The sequence below is a fragment of the Nitrospirillum guanabarense genome, assembly GCF_034653355.1.
Taxonomy (GTDB): domain Bacteria; phylum Pseudomonadota; class Alphaproteobacteria; order Azospirillales; family Azospirillaceae; genus Nitrospirillum.
Genome location: NZ_JAYEER010000004.1, coordinates 928,258 through 944,344, shown reverse-complemented (window position 1 = coordinate 944,344; position 16,087 = coordinate 928,258). Strand labels below are relative to the sequence as shown.

Annotated in this window: 18 protein-coding genes; 5 read left to right on the top strand and 13 right to left on the bottom strand. The window is 68.5% G+C overall.

All coding sequences use genetic code 11. The features are described 5' to 3' along the window. Positions 1–17: 17 nt before the first annotated feature. The 6 genes from UAA55_RS22385 to ccoN form a co-directional block, all read right to left on the bottom strand. Positions 18–533 (bottom strand): FixH family protein, encoded by a 516-nt coding sequence (locus UAA55_RS22385; protein ID WP_322955500.1) that lies wholly within the window; start codon positions 531–533, stop codon positions 18–20. A gap of 18 nt (positions 534–551) precedes the next feature. Further along, complete coding sequence (gene ccoG, locus UAA55_RS22380) at positions 552–2,135, bottom strand: cytochrome c oxidase accessory protein CcoG (RefSeq protein ID WP_322955499.1); 1,584 nt, start codon at positions 2,133–2,135, stop codon at positions 552–554. 335 nt (positions 2,136–2,470) lie between these two features. Continuing rightward, complete coding sequence (gene ccoP / locus UAA55_RS22375; protein ID WP_322955498.1) at positions 2,471–3,340, bottom strand: cytochrome-c oxidase, cbb3-type subunit III; 870 nt, start codon at positions 3,338–3,340, stop codon at positions 2,471–2,473. 9 nt (positions 3,341–3,349) lie between these two features. Continuing rightward, positions 3,350–3,541, bottom strand: a complete 192-nt coding sequence (locus UAA55_RS22370; RefSeq protein WP_322955497.1) for a cbb3-type cytochrome oxidase subunit 3 — start codon at positions 3,539–3,541, stop codon at positions 3,350–3,352. Between the two features lie 10 nt (positions 3,542–3,551). Then, positions 3,552–4,277, bottom strand: a complete 726-nt coding sequence (gene ccoO, locus UAA55_RS22365) for a cytochrome-c oxidase, cbb3-type subunit II (RefSeq protein ID WP_322955496.1) — start codon at positions 4,275–4,277, stop codon at positions 3,552–3,554. Positions 4,278–4,292: 15 nt separating this feature from the next. Further along, complete coding sequence (gene ccoN, locus UAA55_RS22360; RefSeq protein ID WP_322955495.1) at positions 4,293–5,774, bottom strand: cytochrome-c oxidase, cbb3-type subunit I; 1,482 nt, start codon at positions 5,772–5,774, stop codon at positions 4,293–4,295. A 304-nt stretch (positions 5,775–6,078) separates the two neighbouring features. Here ccoN and UAA55_RS22355 point away from each other — a divergent pair, with 304 nt between their 5' ends. Further along, positions 6,079–6,900 carry a DUF2189 domain-containing protein gene (locus UAA55_RS22355; RefSeq protein WP_322955494.1) on the top strand — a complete coding sequence of 274 codons (822 nt, stop codon included), beginning with the start codon at positions 6,079–6,081 and terminating at the stop codon, positions 6,898–6,900. Positions 6,901–6,997: 97 nt separating this feature from the next. Here the strand turns inward: UAA55_RS22355 and UAA55_RS22350 are convergent, their stop codons facing one another. From UAA55_RS22350 to UAA55_RS22335, 4 genes are all read right to left on the bottom strand, one after another. Next, on the bottom strand, positions 6,998–7,501 hold the full coding sequence (locus tag UAA55_RS22350) for a hypothetical protein (RefSeq protein WP_322955493.1): 504 nt from the start codon (positions 7,499–7,501) through the stop codon (positions 6,998–7,000). A 101-nt stretch (positions 7,502–7,602) separates the two neighbouring features. Then, on the bottom strand, positions 7,603–8,184 hold the full coding sequence (locus UAA55_RS22345; RefSeq protein ID WP_322955492.1) for a class I SAM-dependent methyltransferase: 582 nt from the start codon (positions 8,182–8,184) through the stop codon (positions 7,603–7,605). A 23-nt stretch (positions 8,185–8,207) separates the two neighbouring features. Further along, complete coding sequence (locus UAA55_RS22340; protein WP_322955491.1) at positions 8,208–8,714, bottom strand: SRPBCC family protein; 507 nt, start codon at positions 8,712–8,714, stop codon at positions 8,208–8,210. After that, positions 8,701–9,258: a DUF5655 domain-containing protein gene (locus tag UAA55_RS22335; protein ID WP_322955490.1), complete on the bottom strand. Its 558-nt coding sequence runs from the start codon at positions 9,256–9,258 to the stop codon at positions 8,701–8,703. The genes UAA55_RS22340 and UAA55_RS22335 overlap by 14 nt, the downstream gene beginning before the upstream one ends. A gap of 128 nt (positions 9,259–9,386) precedes the next feature. Here UAA55_RS22335 and UAA55_RS22330 point away from each other — a divergent pair, with 128 nt between their 5' ends. Next, entirely contained in the window at positions 9,387–10,076 is a 690-nt protein-coding gene (locus UAA55_RS22330; RefSeq protein ID WP_322955489.1) for a helix-turn-helix transcriptional regulator, read from the top strand. On the opposite strand, the gene UAA55_RS22325 is transcribed toward UAA55_RS22330, so the two are convergent. Beyond that, positions 10,073–11,332, bottom strand: a complete 1,260-nt coding sequence (locus UAA55_RS22325) for an FAD-dependent monooxygenase (RefSeq protein ID WP_322955488.1) — start codon at positions 11,330–11,332, stop codon at positions 10,073–10,075. The genes UAA55_RS22330 and UAA55_RS22325 overlap by 4 nt on opposite strands. Before the next feature lie 239 nt (positions 11,333–11,571). Between UAA55_RS22325 and UAA55_RS22320 the strand changes: the two genes are divergently transcribed. The 3 genes from UAA55_RS22320 (at position 11,572) to UAA55_RS22310 (ending at position 14,180) form a co-directional block, all read left to right on the top strand. Beyond that, on the top strand, positions 11,572–12,036 hold the full coding sequence (locus UAA55_RS22320; RefSeq protein ID WP_322955487.1) for a hypothetical protein: 465 nt from the start codon (positions 11,572–11,574) through the stop codon (positions 12,034–12,036). 115 nt (positions 12,037–12,151) lie between these two features. Continuing rightward, complete coding sequence (locus UAA55_RS22315) at positions 12,152–13,549, top strand: tyrosinase family protein (RefSeq protein WP_322955486.1); 1,398 nt, start codon at positions 12,152–12,154, stop codon at positions 13,547–13,549. Between the two features lie 70 nt (positions 13,550–13,619). Then, positions 13,620–14,180 (top strand): hypothetical protein, encoded by a 561-nt coding sequence (locus UAA55_RS22310; RefSeq protein ID WP_322955485.1) that lies wholly within the window; start codon positions 13,620–13,622, stop codon positions 14,178–14,180. Between the two features lie 27 nt (positions 14,181–14,207). Here the strand turns inward: UAA55_RS22310 and UAA55_RS22305 are convergent, their stop codons facing one another. Beyond that, positions 14,208–15,221, bottom strand: a complete 1,014-nt coding sequence (locus UAA55_RS22305; protein ID WP_322955484.1) for an Ig-like domain-containing protein — start codon at positions 15,219–15,221, stop codon at positions 14,208–14,210. 142 nt (positions 15,222–15,363) lie between these two features. Continuing rightward, on the bottom strand, positions 15,364–16,083 hold the full coding sequence (locus UAA55_RS22300) for a cytochrome b/b6 domain-containing protein (RefSeq protein ID WP_322955483.1): 720 nt from the start codon (positions 16,081–16,083) through the stop codon (positions 15,364–15,366). Positions 16,084–16,087 lie beyond the last annotated feature (4 nt).

Below are 16,087 nucleotides of genomic sequence, written 5' to 3'. Positions count from 1 at the left end.
CCGCGTCCTCCCCGCCCCTACTTCACGAACAGCCGGCGGGTCAGGTGGTACCAGTCGGCCCCCTTCTCCGCCTTCAGCTTCAGGTCCCACTGCCCGTGCTTGGGCAGGGCGACGCTGGCGGTGTAGCGGCCGTTGCCGGCGGCGGTGAAGGTCAGCGGCACGTCGGGCATGATGTCGATGGGCCGTACCAGCCGTCCCGTCAGGGCCATGCCGTCCAGGGCGGCGCCGTCGCGGTCACTGACGCGCACGGTCAGCACGCCCGTGCCCTTGGGGCCGTCGCCCCAGGGCTCGATATCCGCGTCGAACACCCAGCCCAAGGCGTCCTGCTGGGCCTGGGCCTGCAGCACCTTGTTGTATTCGATGCCGCGCTCATAAGGCTTGGCGGTGACGATGCCGGTCCAGCTGTGCAGGGCGACATAGATCAGGATGCTGTTCACCACGATCACCACACCCATGCCGCCCACGAAGATCCACGGGATCAAGGAGCGCTTGGGCTTGAGCGGCTGGCGGCCGGGCATTTCGATGACGGTCATGACGGTCACTCCTCGGGATCAGGGCTTGGCGCCGGGGCCCATGAAGACGCCTTCGTAGAAGGTGGTGTGGGCGGGGATCGGCTCCCGCTCCGTCAGGCTGAACACCAGGGGGATGGAGCCCTGGGCGCCGCCGTCGCGGGTCATCGACTGGCGAGGCAGGCTGACGAAGACGCGGAAGGTGGCGACGGCATCGCCGTGGACGGCCAAGGTCACGCCGTCCGCGCCATGCGCCTCGCCCACGTCCTGCACCGCCACGGTGGCGCCCGGCTGGCCGACCACGCCCAGACTGAAGGCGCTCTCGCCCCGCCGCTTGTTGATGACCTTGATGGTGTAGCCGTTGCGCAGACTGCCATCCGACAGGGTGACGTACAGGGGGGCCCGGTCGCGCAGCACGCTGATGCCCATGGTGGTGCGCGTCTCCAGGGCCGTCAGCATCACGCCTCCCACTATCGCCAGCACCAGGGCGTAGATCACGACGCGCGGCCGCACCAGGCGATAGCGGTTGGACTGGCCCTGGGCCTTGGCTTCCTGGTTGGCCAGGGTATCGAAACGGATCAGGTTGGGCGGGCGATCGACCTTGGCCATGATGTCGTTGCAGCTGTCGATGCACAGGCCGCAGCCGATGCATTCCAGTTGCTGGCCATCGCGGATGTCGATGCCGGTGGGGCAGACGGTGATGCACTGGCCGCAGTCGATGCAGTCGCCCCGCCCTTCCCAGCTGGTGCCGGCCTTGTGCGGTCCGCGCCGCTCCCCCCGCCAGGCCTCATAGGTCACAACCAGGGAATGCACGTCCAGCATCGAGCCCTGGATGCGCGGCCAGGGGCACATATAGGTGCAGACCTGCTCGCGCGCCCAGCCGGCCAGCGTATAGGTCGTCGCCGTGAACAGGCCGACGAAGAAATATTCGCTGACCGTCGCCTGGCCGGTGAACAGGCCCTTCAGCGCCGTGGGCGCGTCGTCGAAATACAGGACCCAGGCGCCACCGGTCGCCAGCGAGATGGCCAGCCAGGCGGCGTGCTTGGCCGTCTTGCGCAGCGCCTTCCCGCGCGTCCAGGGTTGGCGGTCCAGGCGGATGCGGGCGCCGCGATCGCCTTCGACCCAGCGCTCCACCGCCATGAACAGGTCGGTCCACACTGTCTGCGGGCAGGCGTAGCCGCACCAGACACGCCCCGCCAGCGCCGTCACCAGGAACAGGCCCACGGCGGCCAGCACCAGGAGGCCGGTGATGTAGTAGACCTCCTGCGGCCAGATCTCGATGCCGAAGAAATAGGCGCGCGGCGCCGACAGGTCGATCAGCACGGCCTGACCGGGCGCCCCCGGCCCCCGGTCCCAACGCAGCCAGGGCACGGTGTAATAGACGGCCAGGCAAAGGGCGAGGACGGCCCACTTGATGGTGCGGTACCGGCCGGACACGGCCTTGGGATAAACCTTGATGCGCTCGGCATACAGGCTGCCCGTGTCACCATTCTCCAGGTCCACCTTGATGGAGCGGGGGCGGCCATCGCGGGCGGCGGAGGCCCGGGCCGCCTTGGCGGGGCGGTCCAATACCTCACCGCCCTGTTCCTCTCCGGCGGGGCGGCCATCCGTGGGTGTCGTGTCCATGGGTCGGTCCATTCGGTGTCAACCGCGTGGCGGGGCCCCAACGGTTGGGCCACCAACGCGGATATGGAGGGACCCTATGCCCCGGCCGCCCCCCCGCCTTGCGCTAGATCAACCGCCCATTGGGCGCCGCCGCACCGCGACAGCAGGTCACGGGCGTGAAAACAACCGCTTGCCAAGCGTCAAAAGCCAGGATCGGGAAAAGAAAAACCCCCGCCGGATGGGTATGCGGCGGGGGTTCTCTCGTGCGGACCCAGGGCGGGGTCCCCCTGTAACAACTACTGGGGGAAGCGGGCGTCGGGGAATTGGGGGAAGGATGGTCCCATCCCCCCGGCGTCTTACTTCCCACCACCCAGGGTGTGCACGTAGGCGGCCAACAGCTTGACGGTGGCGGGGTCCAGGCGTTCGCTCCACGCCGGCATGCTGCCGCGCCGGGCGTAAGTGATGGTCTGGACGACCGTGGCCTTGTCCCCGCCATAGAGCCAGATGGCGTCGTTCAGGCGGGGGGCGCCCACGTCGGGGTTGCCGTCGCCCTTCTCGCCGTGGCAGGCGGCGCAGTTGTCCGCGAACACCTGGGCGCCGCGGCCGGCGGCCGCCTTGTCCGTTCCGGTGTTCGACAGGCTCAGCACATATTCCGCCACGTCGTTGATCTGCTCCTTGGTCAGCAGGCCGTCGGCGCCGAAGCGCGGCATGTCCGACACGCGGGAGTCCGGGTTGGAATTGCGCACGCCGTAGGTGACGGTCTGCAGGATCTGCTCCGGCGTGCCGCCCCACAGCCAATCGTCGTCGGCCAGGTTGGGGAAGCCCTTGCCCCCGGCGCCGCCGGCGCCGTGGCAGGCGGCGCAGTTTTCGGCGAAGGCGATGTGGCCGGCGGCCTGCACGTAACCACGCAGCTCCGGATCCTTCTCGACGTCGCCGATGGGCGTGGCCAGCAGCTTGGCCTTCAAAGGCGCCAGGGTCTGCTGACGGGTGTCCAGCGCGGACTTGACCGTGTCGCGCTGGGTCCAGCCCAGCACCCCCTTGGTGTGGGAGTGCAAGGACGGCCAGGCGGGATACAGCACGGTGTAGACCAGGGCGAAGGCGATGCAGGCGTAGAAGGTGTACAGCCACCACTTGGGCAGCGGCGTGTTCAGTTCCTTGATGCCATCCCATTCATGGCCGGTGGTCTCCCGGCCCGTATGGGCGTCTTTTTCGATGTGGGTCGACATGGGGGGACCTCAGCCTTTCATAGTCGGCGCCGACCGCCGTACGGGTAGGGGACGGTCGGCGTCATCCAGCAGCGGGATACGGGCGCAGTCGTCCAGGCGGCGCCGGCGCGAGGGCCAATAGGCCCAGATGCCGATGCCGCTGAACAAGGCCACGAACCACACCAGCCATACTTGCGAGATCAGGGCGTGGAACTCTTCCATGGCGTCCCCCTCACTGATGCAGGTCTTCGGGCTGCAGCTTGCTGAACTCGACCAGCGTGCCCAGCATCTGCAGGTAGGCCACCAGGGCGTCCATCTCCGTCAGCTCCGCGCTTTCGGTGTTGAACTTGCCCACCACCGCCTTCGGGTACCGCTTCAGCAGGCCGCTGGTGTCGGCGTCCGGGTCGGCCTGGGCCTTCAGGTCGGCGGCGGCGTTGGCGATCATGTCGTCGGTGTAGGGAACGCCCACGGTGCGCAGGGTCTTCAGGTGGTCCTGGATGTTGGGCACCGACAGCGGACGGCTGGCCAGGAAGGCGTAGGTCGGCATGATCAACTCCGGCACCACGGCGCGCGGGTCCTTCAGGTGGGCGACGTGCCAGTCGTTGGAATACTTGCCGCCGACGCGGGCCAGGTCCGGACCGATACGCTTGGACCCCCACTGGAAGGGATGGTCGTACATGCTTTCCGCCGCCAGGCTGTAGGGGCCATAGCGCTCCACCTCATCACGGAAGGTGCGGATCTGCTGGCTGTGGCAGACGTAGCAGCCCTCGCGGATGTAGATGTTGCGGCCCATCTGCTCCAGCGGGGTGTAGGGGCGCACGCCGCCCACCCGCTCGATCGTGGTTTCGATGGAGAACAGGGGCACGATCTGCACCAGGCCACCGATGGACACGGTGATCAGGGTCAGCAGCGCCAGGATGACGACGTTCTTTTCGACGATGGCGTGAGAGAATTTCATTTTCGGTCCCTCCGCTCACTCGGCCGCGACCAGGCCCGCGGGCCGGTCTTCCGCCAGCGGCTGGCCATGCTTCACGGTGCGGATCAGGTTGAAGGCCATGATGATGGCGCCGGTCAGGAACAGGACGCCGCCCATGCCGCGGATGATGTAGTAGGGGTGCATGGCGGCCACCGTCTCGACGAACGAGTACTGCAGGAAGCCCATGTCGTCGTAGGCGCGCCACATCAGGCCCTGCATGATGCCCGACACCCACATCGAGGTGATGTAGAGCACGATGCCCAGGGTGGCGGTCCAGAAGTGCCATTCGACCAGCGTCTGGCTCCACAGCCCCTTACGCCGCCACAGCACCGGCACCAGGTAGTACAGGGCGCCGAAGGTGACGAAGGCGACCCAGCCCAGGGCACCGGAGTGCACGTGGCCGATGGTCCAGTCGGTGTAGTGGCTGAGCGCGTTCACCGGCTTCACCGACATGACGGGGCCTTCGAAGGTGCTCATGCCGTAGAAGGCGACGGCGGTGACCGTGAAGCGCAGCGACGGGTTGGTGCGCAGTTTGTCCCAGGCGCCCGACAGGGTCATGATGCCGTTGATCATGCCGCCCCAGCTGGGCATCCACAGCATGATGGAGAACACCATGCCCAGGGTCTGCGTCCAGTCCGGCAGGGCCGTGTAGTGCAGGTGGTGCGGGCCGGCCCAGATGTAGAGGAAGATCAGGGCCCAGAAGTGGATGATGGACAAGCGGTAGGAATAGACCGGCCGCTCCGCCGCCTTGGGGATGAAATAGTACATCATGCCCAGGAAGCCGGCGGTCAGGAAGAAGCCCACCGCGTTGTGGCCGTACCACCACTGGATCATCGCGTCCTGCACGCCGGCGAAGGCGCCGTAGCTCTTCGTGCCGGTGAAGCTGACGGGCACCGCCAGGTTGTTGACGATGTGCAGCATGGCGATGGTGATGATGAACGCCAGGTAGAACCAGTTGGCCACGTAGATGTGCGGCTCACGCCGCTTGATCAGCGTGCCGGCGAACACGATCAGGTAGGCGACCCAGATGATGGTCAGCCACAGATCGGTGTACCACTCGGGCTCGGCGTATTCCTTGCCCTGGGTGATACCCATCAGGTAGCCCGTGCCGGCCAGCACGATGAACAGCTGATAGCCCCAGAAGATGAACCAGGCCGGCAGCGCGCCGCCGAACAGGGGGGCGCGGCAGGTGCGCTGGACCACGAAGAAGGAGGTGCCCAGCAGCGCGTTGCCGCCGAAGGCGAAGATGGCCGCGGACGTGTGCAGCGGCCGCACGCGGCCGAAGCTGGTCCATTCCAATCCGAAATTCAGCGCGGGAAACGCCAACTGGAAGGCAATCAGGACGCCGACCGTGAAGGCGGCGATGCCCCAGAACATGGTCGCGATGGTGAACGCGCGGACCACATCCTCCACATAGGCTTCCCGGCTGGCGGGACGGGCCGCCGTGATGGGCACCCCCCCGGAAACCGCTACACTCATGACACCCCCCGAATATGGGCTCAAGCGGCAGGGACGCGGGGGGTTGCGGCCCCCGCGCCTCGGTCCCTCAAGACAACGATTGCGGGCATCGGCGGCCTGGTTACCCAGGTGGTGTCCGTCGGGCGACGGGGCCGATGCACCTCAGCGTCCGCACTGTGATGGCGGCCACACCCCGCCGCATTGACCTGCGTCAAGCCGCCATCCATCAACCTGGCGTATGGTTGGGTGAGTGACGGATGGCCCGGCAAGAAGGCCTCCGGGGCGCGGTTGGCGTTGCAACCCTGGGCGGAGGAGCACCAAGGCCATGACGGCGATGACGGACGGGACCCTGATCCCGGTTTTCACCCATCCCTCGCCCGCCGTGCGGCGGGTGCCGATGGACCGGCCATGGCACTGGCTGCGGCTGGGGTGGGACGACATGGCGGCGACGCCGCCGATCAGCCTGGGCTATGGTCTGATATTGGCGGCGGTGGGCTTCTTCGCGACCGCCGTGGCCATCCTGAACGGCTGGCTGGCCCTGCTGCTGCCGCTGACCGGTGGCTTCATGCTGCTGGCGCCCCTGCTGTCCGTCACCTTCTACGAGGCGTCGCGCCGGCGGGAAAGGGGGCTGCCCCCCGACGCCACCGCCTGCCTGAACGCCTGGCGCGACAACCTGTCCGCCATCGGCGCCTTCGGCGTCGTGCTGCTGCTGATGCACCTGTTCTGGGTACGGCTGGCCACCCTGCTCTACGCCCTGATGCTCAGCGACGCGCATGTGCCGCCGGAGGGCTTGGCCGCCGTGCTGCTGACCCCGGCGGCCCTGCCCTTCCTGATCGTGGGCACGCTGCTGGGGGCGGCCCTGGCGCTGGCCACCTTCACCATCAGCGTGGTGACCCTGCCCCTGCTGCTGGACCGCGACGTCGGCGTCCTCACCGCCGTCGCCACCAGCATCACGGCGGTGCGGGCCAACCCCCGCGCCATGCTGCTGTGGGCCGGCCTGATATCCTTCGCGGTGGCGCTGGGCATGGCCACGCTGTTCATCGGCCTGGTGCCGCTGCTGCCCCTGATCGGGCACGCCAGCTGGCACGCCTACCGCGACATCGTGCGCCTGCCCGCCGTGATCACGCCGGTCACATCGGAAGCATGAGGAACAACCTCATGCCATCTAGGAGGCGACCGCCTCCGCCGGGGATTTCCGGAAAGCGAAGCGGAAATGCCCGCGCCCGGCGATTGAGGGAATAAGCTCAGCTGAACTGCAGCATGGACGGCGCCTTGTCGATGATCTCTTCCAGGATCATCTCGGCCGTCTCCAGCTCGCTGCGGATGGATTTATTCAGGCGGCTGGCGTATTCGGGCTTGCGCAGCTTCTCGCTGGCCTCATACAGGCTGCGCAGCTCCGTCACGAAGATTTCGCGGGCGCCCAGGGGCAGCACGGTCTTGGCCGACAGCACGAAGAAGAAGCGCATGCTGGCCCGCACCAGCAGGCTCAGCATCAGGGTGTCCAGCTGGGCGTAGCGCTCGCGCACCTCGTCGGCGGGGCCGTCCATGCTGCGCAGGCGGCCTTCCACCAGGATGCACAGGGCGCGGAACTCCCCCACCTTGTTGCGGAAGGCGTTGTAGGCCTCGAAGCTGTCGCGGGCGGCCGCGGCCTCCGCCTGCTTGGCCAGCTGCGTGGATTCGCGCGCCTGGCGTTCCAGCGCATCCAGGAGACCCACCACTTCCTTGCGGGCGTAAACGCGTCTGACCACGGGGCTTCCATCCTGTCTGGGCTACAGCACCCTGTATACCGGCCCCGCCCGGCGGATCAAAGGCCCCTGGCGGGCGGGTGGCCATGCACCAAGGGGTGGCCCTAGTCCAATGGGCGTCGCGCGTCGAAATAGGTGTTCCCGCCTTCGTCGGCATGCAGGCCCGACAGGCGCATGCCGGCACGCTCCAGCGCCAGCTGATAGGCGTCCTCCCCCAGGGACAACGACGGCCGCCTCGTCAGGGTGTCCCGCCATTCACAAGCTTGGCGGGGTGCCGTGAACAGGAAGCGCCCGCCGCGTTCCAAGGCGCCGGCCACGCGATCGATGACCTGACGCTGACCGTCGGCTGGCAGCAGGAACAGCAGCCCGATGGCCACGGCGCCATCGAACGTCCGCCCGAACAGGCCGCTGGTCTCCGCCGCCTCGCAGACCACCTCGGCGGAGGGAAGGCGGCGACGGAATTCGGCCACGAGAACCGGCGACGCGTCGACCCCGAAGACCCGGAAGCCGTCGGCGATCAGGGTCGCCGCGATGGGCGTCCCCGAGCCGCAGCCGACATCCACCACCGCCCCGCCCGGTGGCAGCCCCCGCGCCCATCGCCGCACGGTGTCGGCACCGACGCCCGACCGCACCCTGATGAACTCGGGCGCGATCGCGTTCCAGCCGTTGGAATGGTCGATGCTCAAGATACCTCCTCGTCCCGATGCCGTCAGGGTGCCGGCGACAGCGTCCCCTCGGTGAACAGTTTGAAGGATGGTGGCGACCCCGGCGGCGCGATCTCGAACCGCACGGCCAGGCGACCGCCCGCCAGCCCCTCATAGGTCAGGCGGAAGGTGGGGTTCGCCGGGGCGGGATCACTGGTGAACTGCACGCGATGGCCAGGTTCCAGGTCGGTGACGCGGTAGTGGATGACGTGCCCGACCGTGTCGAAGAAGTCGGCGCGCAAGTGCCCGCCCTCCGCATACATGGTCATGACCATGTCCAGGTCGCCACCCTCCACCATGTGGGTGCGGTCGCGGCGCACCAGCAGGGTGCCGTTCAGGTCCGGCGTGATCTCCGACGTGCCGCCCTGGTTGGGCCGCGCGGCCGGATCGGTGTCGGCGACGCGCTTGCCCACCAGGAAAGAGAGGGCCGCCAAGGACTCGGCCGCCATCGCCTGGGGTGCCACCGCGAGCGTCGCCAGCACGGCCACCGCCAACCGCTTAGACCGCCTCATCATAAGCCTCCTTCAGCCAGGCCAGCACCGCGGCGTCCACGTCGGTCACGGTGACCAGCTTCACCCGGTGGGTGAACATGGCGTTGAAACTGCCCGACGCCTCCAGCCGGCCTTCCGGCGGACGGGCCTTCAGCACCAGGCCCAGGTCGAGGCGGGTGCGCGTCGACGGCTGGATCAGGGCGAACTGCTTGCGCCGGCGGATGCTGACATTGGCCTTCTTGGGCGCCACCTCGACGTCGGGCCCGAATGCCATCACCGCCGCGACCAGGGCGTCATGGAGGGGGCGCAGCCCCGCCTTGCCCTCGAACAGGTGCGCCACGGGATCGTCGACGGAGCGCGGCGCCGCGTCAGCCAGGGCACGCTTGGCGACATGGTTGGCATAGCCGTGGCCGAAGCCATGCTCCGCTTTCAGCCAAGTCACCATCTCTCCGTGCTTGGTCAGGCCCTGCGCCCGAATGCGTCCCACCCACACGGCCACCGGCTGCCCCGACGCCGCCTCGATGTTCCGTTCCAGTGTCGCGATCGCGTCTTCCACCGACGCCATGGCCACCCCCATTCCTGTTCCTGGTTCCGGCACCCGCCCCGTCTTCCCGGGAACCGGCGCCGTCATGCATTCTATGGTCGGCCTGTTGACAGCATGGTGGCAAGATGGCGCGTCGCGCGGAGAGGTTGTTGATCCTACTGGATCTGCTGCGGAGCCGCCCGGTGGTGACGGCGGCCACCCTGGCCGAGGCCCTGGAGGTTTCCGCCCGGACGGTTTATCGCGACATCGAGGCGCTGCTGGCCGCCGGCGTTCCCATCCGGGGGGAAGCCGGCGTGGGCTTCAGTCTGGGCCAGGGCTATTTCCTGCCGCCCCTGACCCTGACGGAGGATGAGGCGGAGATTCTGGCCTTCGGCGCCCGGGTGCTGAGCATCTGGAGCGACGGCGCCCTGGCGGCGCAGGCGGAGATGGCGCTGACCAAGATCCGGGCCGTGCTGCCCAAGGCTGCCCGCGACAGCGCGGCGCGGGAGATCCTGTGGGCGCCCCCATGGGTGACCCGCCACCCGCCGGCGGTGGACCTGCTGCAGTTGAAGCGCGCTGCCCAGCGGCGGCAGTACCTGCGCATCACCTATGAGACCCTGAACGGCACCCTGAGCGAGCGATCGATCCGCCCCCTGTCGCTCAGTTTCTTCGGGCCCGTGTGGCTGCTGATCGCCTGGTGCGAATTGAAGGCGGACTTCCGCTGCTTCCGCCTGGACCGCCTGCGGGCGTCGGAGGTGCTGGACCAGACCTTCCGGGATGAGCCGGGCAAGCGCCTGGCCGACTTTCGCCGCGCCAAGGGCGAGGCGGTGGCGCGGGAGATGGCCGGCAGCGGGGTTTAGTCCAGCGCCGCCAGCCGCACTGGCCGTTCCTGGCGCGACACCGGCAGTTGCGACAGGGTCAGCGCGATGCGCCGCCGCAGGAAAGGGGTGCCGATAATCAGGGGCAGGAGGTGACGGCGCAGCAGCCGGCCCCACCAGCCGTCGGCCAGTAGGCCGACGCGGGAAATCAGGTCCGTGCCGCGCAGCACGCCACGCGCCACGGGCAGGCGGTCCTGGGCGTAGCGGTCCAGCACGCCCTCGTCCTTCCTTCCCCGCCCGCCCCGGCGCAGCGTCTCCGTCAGGCGGGCACCCAGGTTCAGGGCGTCCTGGATGCCGGTGTTCATGCCCTGGCCGCCGGCGGGGCTGTGGATGTGGGCGGCGTCGCCGGCCAGGAATACCCGGCCGTGGCGCAGCCGCCGCACCATGCGGTGGTGGATGGTGAAGCGGGTCAGCCAGGTGGCCTCCCCCAGCACCAGGGGCAGGCCGGACACGGCGCGGGCAAGCGTGCTGAAGGCGGCCAGGTCGATCTCCGCCTCCGGCACCGGCGGATCGCCCTTGGGAATCACCACCAGGCGGCACAGCGTGGGATGGTTCGCATCCTTCAGGGGGAAGAAGGCCATGGCGCCCACCTCCGTACTGAAGAAGCGCACGGAGTCGTGGCCCAGATCCGCGTGGCCCGGGCCCCAGTCCAGCGTCACGTCGGCCAGTAGGAAGGTGCCGGGATAGGAGCCACCGGCGAAACCGGCGCCCACCTGGTGGCGCACCACGCTGTGGGCGCCGTCGCAACCGGCGACATAGGCGGCGCGCACCAGCTCGATGCCGCCATCGGGCCGGCGCACCTCGCACTGCACGCCGTCGCCGTCCTGCCGCAGGCTGGCCAGCTCGTGGTTCCAGTCGACGGTCACGCCGAAGGCCGCCGCCTGCTCCGCCAGCAGCCGCTCCGTCTCTCCCTGCGGCAGCACCAGGACGAAGTTGTAGGGGCTGGGCAGGCCGCCCATATCCACCGGGATGGGCCGCCGGTCGCCCAGATGGAAATGCACGGTGCGCACGGGCTGGCCCGTGGCCACCATGCGCGCCGGGAGGCCCACGCCGAACACGTCGGACAGCGCCTCCAGCGTGCCGGCGTGTACGCCCAGCGCCTTTGATTTCCGGGAGCGCCCCACCGCCTTGTCGATCACCCGCACGGACACGCCGGTGCGGCCCAGCATGGCCGCCAGCGCCAGGCCCGTGGGACCGGCCCCCACCACCAGGACCGCCACATCCATATCGCTGCTCAAGTCCGCGTCCTCCCACCCCGTGCCCAGGAACTGGCCGCTTACTTCTTGTTAGTTCTCTGCCGATATGCTCCCGCTTCACGCGCGCCGCAATGCGCACCTTGGCAATAGGGCGCCTTTATCCAGTTCACGAGGGGCGCCCGGGGATTAAGGTGGACGGCCAACGGCGCCTGAGGGTAAGCATGAGGCCGGTTTGTTCTGCTGCCGAACCGGCGCTAAAGCATTGAGAGGGCGTTCAGTCAATGGAACAGGCGATCGTCACCGTCCAGAACCTCGCCGGCTTGGCGCAGAGCGCCCAAGCAGGCCTGCCGCTGGGCAAGGACGCCCTGCTGTTCGGCGAGGATGGCACGGCTCGCCTCAACCGCGACCGTTCCCCCTCCCGCCACCATTTCTACCTGGACGGCCTGCTGTTCCACGTCTCGATCACGCCGCGGGATGAAAGCACCCTGTTCCAGATCTGGGCCGAGGTCGGCTTCCTGCCCTACACGATCGAGGCGCCGGAGAAGCGCGCCAAGCTGCAGTCCATCCTGCGCGCCACCGCCAGCCTGCGCACCGCCCGCTTCATCGTCGACGAGCAGCAGAAGGTGCTGGTGCTGAGCCAGCAGGACGTGCCGGGCCATGTCAGCCTGACCGACCTGATGTATGAGACGGTGCAGTTCATCCAGGAGGCGCGGCCCTACCTGCGCATCTTCGGCAGCTATTTGTAAATCCATTAAGTTGATCTGTTGATTGGAATACCCCTTCAAGTGGTAGTCCGTACGCCCTGGCGCGTTTTGCGCGCGGCAAGCGCATAGTGCCCCGAAACACAACCAGGGGCTGAAAATGAACCTTGAAATTAATCGCCGCCGCCTAATCCAGTACGCTGGCGCCATTGGCGGTGTCGCCGTCATCGACGGCCTACCCGTCGTTGCCCAGGCGGCGACGGTGGTTCGGCGCAACGTCACGGACTCCGCCGCGCAGAAAGATCTGGACATCTATCGCGCCGCCGTGGGTCAGATGAAGGACAAGATCCCGGCCAGCGACAAACGAAACTGGCGGGTGCAGGCGAGCATCCACCAGAACCACTGCCCGCATGGCAACTGGTACTTCCTGCCCTGGCATCGCGCCTATCTGGTCGCGTTCGAGAACATCATCCGCGACGTGGCGCAGAAGGCGGATTTCGCGCTGCCCTACTGGAACTGGACCACGGGCCCCACCATTCCCGCCCCTTTCTGGACCGGCTCGCTGAACGACACCACCCGGCGGGTGACCGCAAGCACGCCCATGCCGGCCAGCGCCGTCGGCCTGCCGGTGATCAACAGCCAGGTGCTGAGCCAAACCAACTATCAAGCCTTCGGCAGCTACATGCCCTCGGGCCAGAACAACCTGGACAACAAATGGCAGCGGGCCGGTGGCGGCACCGGCGCGTTGGAAGGCACGCCGCACAACACCGTGCACGGCACCATCGGCGGCAACATGGGCAACTACATGTCGCCCTTGGACCCCATCTTCTGGCTACACCATTGCAACGTTGACCGGCTGTGGTCCGTCTGGCGCAGCATGGGCCGAACGGATGAGACGAACGCGCTGTGGCGGGACTTCACCTTCCCCAACAACTTCTACCTGCCGAACGGCACGCCCATCAGCCCAATCGTGAAGAACCAGCTATCCACCGAGGCCCTGGGCTACATCTATGACAACGGCCGCACGCCCAACCTGGCGGCTGAAGCCGTGGCCGCCCTGGCGGCCAGCCCCGTCGCCACCGTTCCCCCGGGGGGCAATCCCTTGGATGGTTTCGTGCTGGCGGGCAGCGCGGCCATCACCACCGCCATCGGCAAGCCCGAGACGGCACCTGTCAAACGGTCGGTCACGCCCAACCTGCGGGCCACCACGGCCACGCCGTCACCCCAGGCCCGCTACTACATGATCCTGGAGAAGGTGGTGCCACCGACCGACCCCAGCGTAGGCTTGCGCCTGTTCATCGACACGCCCGGCGCCGACGCCAGCACACCGGTGGAGGACAAAGGCTATGTCGGTTTCGTCGCCTTCTTCGGCACCCATGACGCTGGCCACGGCGGCCCCCACACCGTCACATTCGTGCTGGACGTGACCGAGAAGGCGGAAGCCCTGAACCTGAAGGAGGGGCGGGAAAACGCGGTTACCATCGTGCCCGTGGCCCTGAACGACGACAAGGCGGCGTCCAAGCTGACCGTGGCATCGGTCAAGATCGTCGCCATATAAGGACCAGTCGCGTTTCCGTGACGCCCCCGGCGCCACGGAAACGCCAAGGGCCCCAACAGGAACGGACCGGATGAACGGGAAGCCGCGCGATCTTCCGCCGAGCACCCGCCAGCGCTGGCGGGCGCGCATCCTCGGCCTGTTCCTCGCCTTGGCCACGACACCAGCGCTAGCCACCACGCCCGCCGACCTGCCCCTCAACAGGCCGCTGACCCTCAGGCCGACCTGGCGGGGGACCGCCCCCAAGGACGGCCTGAAAATCCTGACCCGGCCGGGCCCCGACATAAGTCTGCGCGTCGAGATCGGCGCGGTGCGCAACCCGGCGGACGTCGGGCTGGGCCTGCGCCTGTTCCTGAACCAGCCGAAGGCGACGGCGGAAACTCCAGACTCCGCCCCCGGCTACCTGGGCAACGTCGCCTTCTTCCCCAGCAGCCCGCCGCCGGGGGCGCCGCCCTTATCCTTCGTCATCAATTTGCGGACGGCGTTGGCCGGACACGGCGCTGGCGGCCTGCGGACCCTGATCCAAGCCCCCCCGCAAGTGACGATCATTCTGGTGCCGCTCGGCCAGGCGCCCCCCCGCGCCGCGTCCGCCCGGGTGACCGGGCTGACTCTGGAATTGCAGGGTGGCCCCTGAAGCCCGGGCCGCCCCCAAGCTCTATGATCAGTGATGCCCGCCGGCGCCACCAGCCTGCCCGCCGCCCGCCTGCCCGGTCGTGGTCGGCAGGATGAAGATCTGGCCGGGGTAGATCAGGTTGGGGTCGCGGATCTGGTCCTGGTTGGCGTCGAAGATGGTGGTGTACTGGATACCCTCGCCATAGAGGTGGCGGGCCAGGGTCCACAGGTTGTTGCCGGCCACCACCACCACGGCGCGGCTGTCGCTGTCGGCGATGGGCTGGCGCTCGAAGGTCACCTCGGCGCGGGCGGCCACCTTGCCGTCGGCCCCCACCTGGTCGACGCGCAGGGTGTAGCGGCCGGGGTCGACCAGGCGTTCCGGGGTGATGGACCAGCGCCCCTGCAGGTCGGCCGTGGCGTGGCCGACCAGGGTGTTGTCCAGGTACAGCTGCACCTCCGCCTTGGCCGGGGCGTCGCCGCCCACGGTGACGGCGCCGGCGCGGTTGTAGTCGATGGTGTCGATGGCCACGGCCAGCGACTTGTCGGTCTTGACCGGGCTCTGCAGCACGCGGCTGCCGCCCTGGCGCGGGGTGACGACGGCCAAGGCGCCGCCCGTCTCGTTCTGCTTGCGGCCGGCGATGTCGCGCTTGGCGTCGGGCACCACCAGGGTCACCGTCTCATCGGCCGCGACCTCGGCGCCTTCCGCCGTCTTCATCTTCAAGGACAGGGTGCGCGAACCGGGGGTCAGCGCCTGGGTGGGGGTCAGCACCCACTCGCCGCGCTTGTCGGCGGTGACGGTGCCCAACTCCTTGTCGCCATCGGAGATGGTGACGGCGGCGCCCGGCATGGCGCGGCCGGCGATGACCGCCGTGCCGTCGGGGCTGACGCGCACCACGTCGAAGGTGGGAACCGCGCTGGGGCCGGACGGGGCCTCGGCCACCGCCGGGGCGGGGGTTTGCGTCGTGCCGGCGGTGCGGTCGGCCTGCATGTGGGACAAGCCCCAGACCAGCAGCGCCAGCGCGCCCACGCCGACGACGGCGGCAATGACCTTGTTCTGCGTCACAGTCGGTTCCTTTGTCATTCTCCCGGCGGCAGAGCCCCGGCCGCCGGTTCATGAGCCCCCCAACGATCCTGGGATAGACCCCGGGTGCTGTCCCGGAATAGCCCGGTGGCGCCCGCGCGATCAAGCCTGGAAGATCGCCGCCTCAGGCGAAAACGACCAGACCCGCCACCAAACCGGCGGCGATGGCGGCCAGCAGGCCCGCCCGCCACAGCGGCACCCAGCCATGGCGGTCGGCGTTCCGGGCGCCCTCCCGCACGTCCGCGCCGGGCAGGAACGTAAGGCGCTTCCAGCCGGTGACCATGGGGCGCACCAAATTCTCGCGCTTGACCACCAGGTAGAACAACACGGCCATCACATGGACCGCCACCACCACCTGGATCAGGCTGAAGTTGGCGTGGTGCAGTCGCCGCGCCAGTTTGGCGACCGATGCGCTGACGCGATGGGCCAGCGGCCCCTCCTCCATCCCGTCGTCATCCACCGCGAACAGGCCCGTGCCCACCTGGGCCAGCAGCACCAGCAGCAGCATGACGACGGCCCAACCGCCCAGCGCGTTGTGACCACGCTGCGGCGGCAGGGGGCCGGGCGTGGCCAGGTGGCGCACATGGCGCAGCACCGCCGCCGGTCCCTTCAGGAAGCGGGCGAAGCGCGCCTGGTCGCTACCCATCACCCCCCAGAACAGGCGGAATAGCAACAGGGCCAAAGCGGCGTAGCCCAGCTTGAAATGCAGGGCCAGATTGTCATGGGTGGCCGTCCACCACAGCCCGGCCAAATCGGCGACCAGCAGCCAGTGGAACAGCCGGATGGGCAGGTCCCAGATGGGGACGCGCTCCCCGGGAGCCCCGCCCTGACTCTTGGGCGTCATGCCC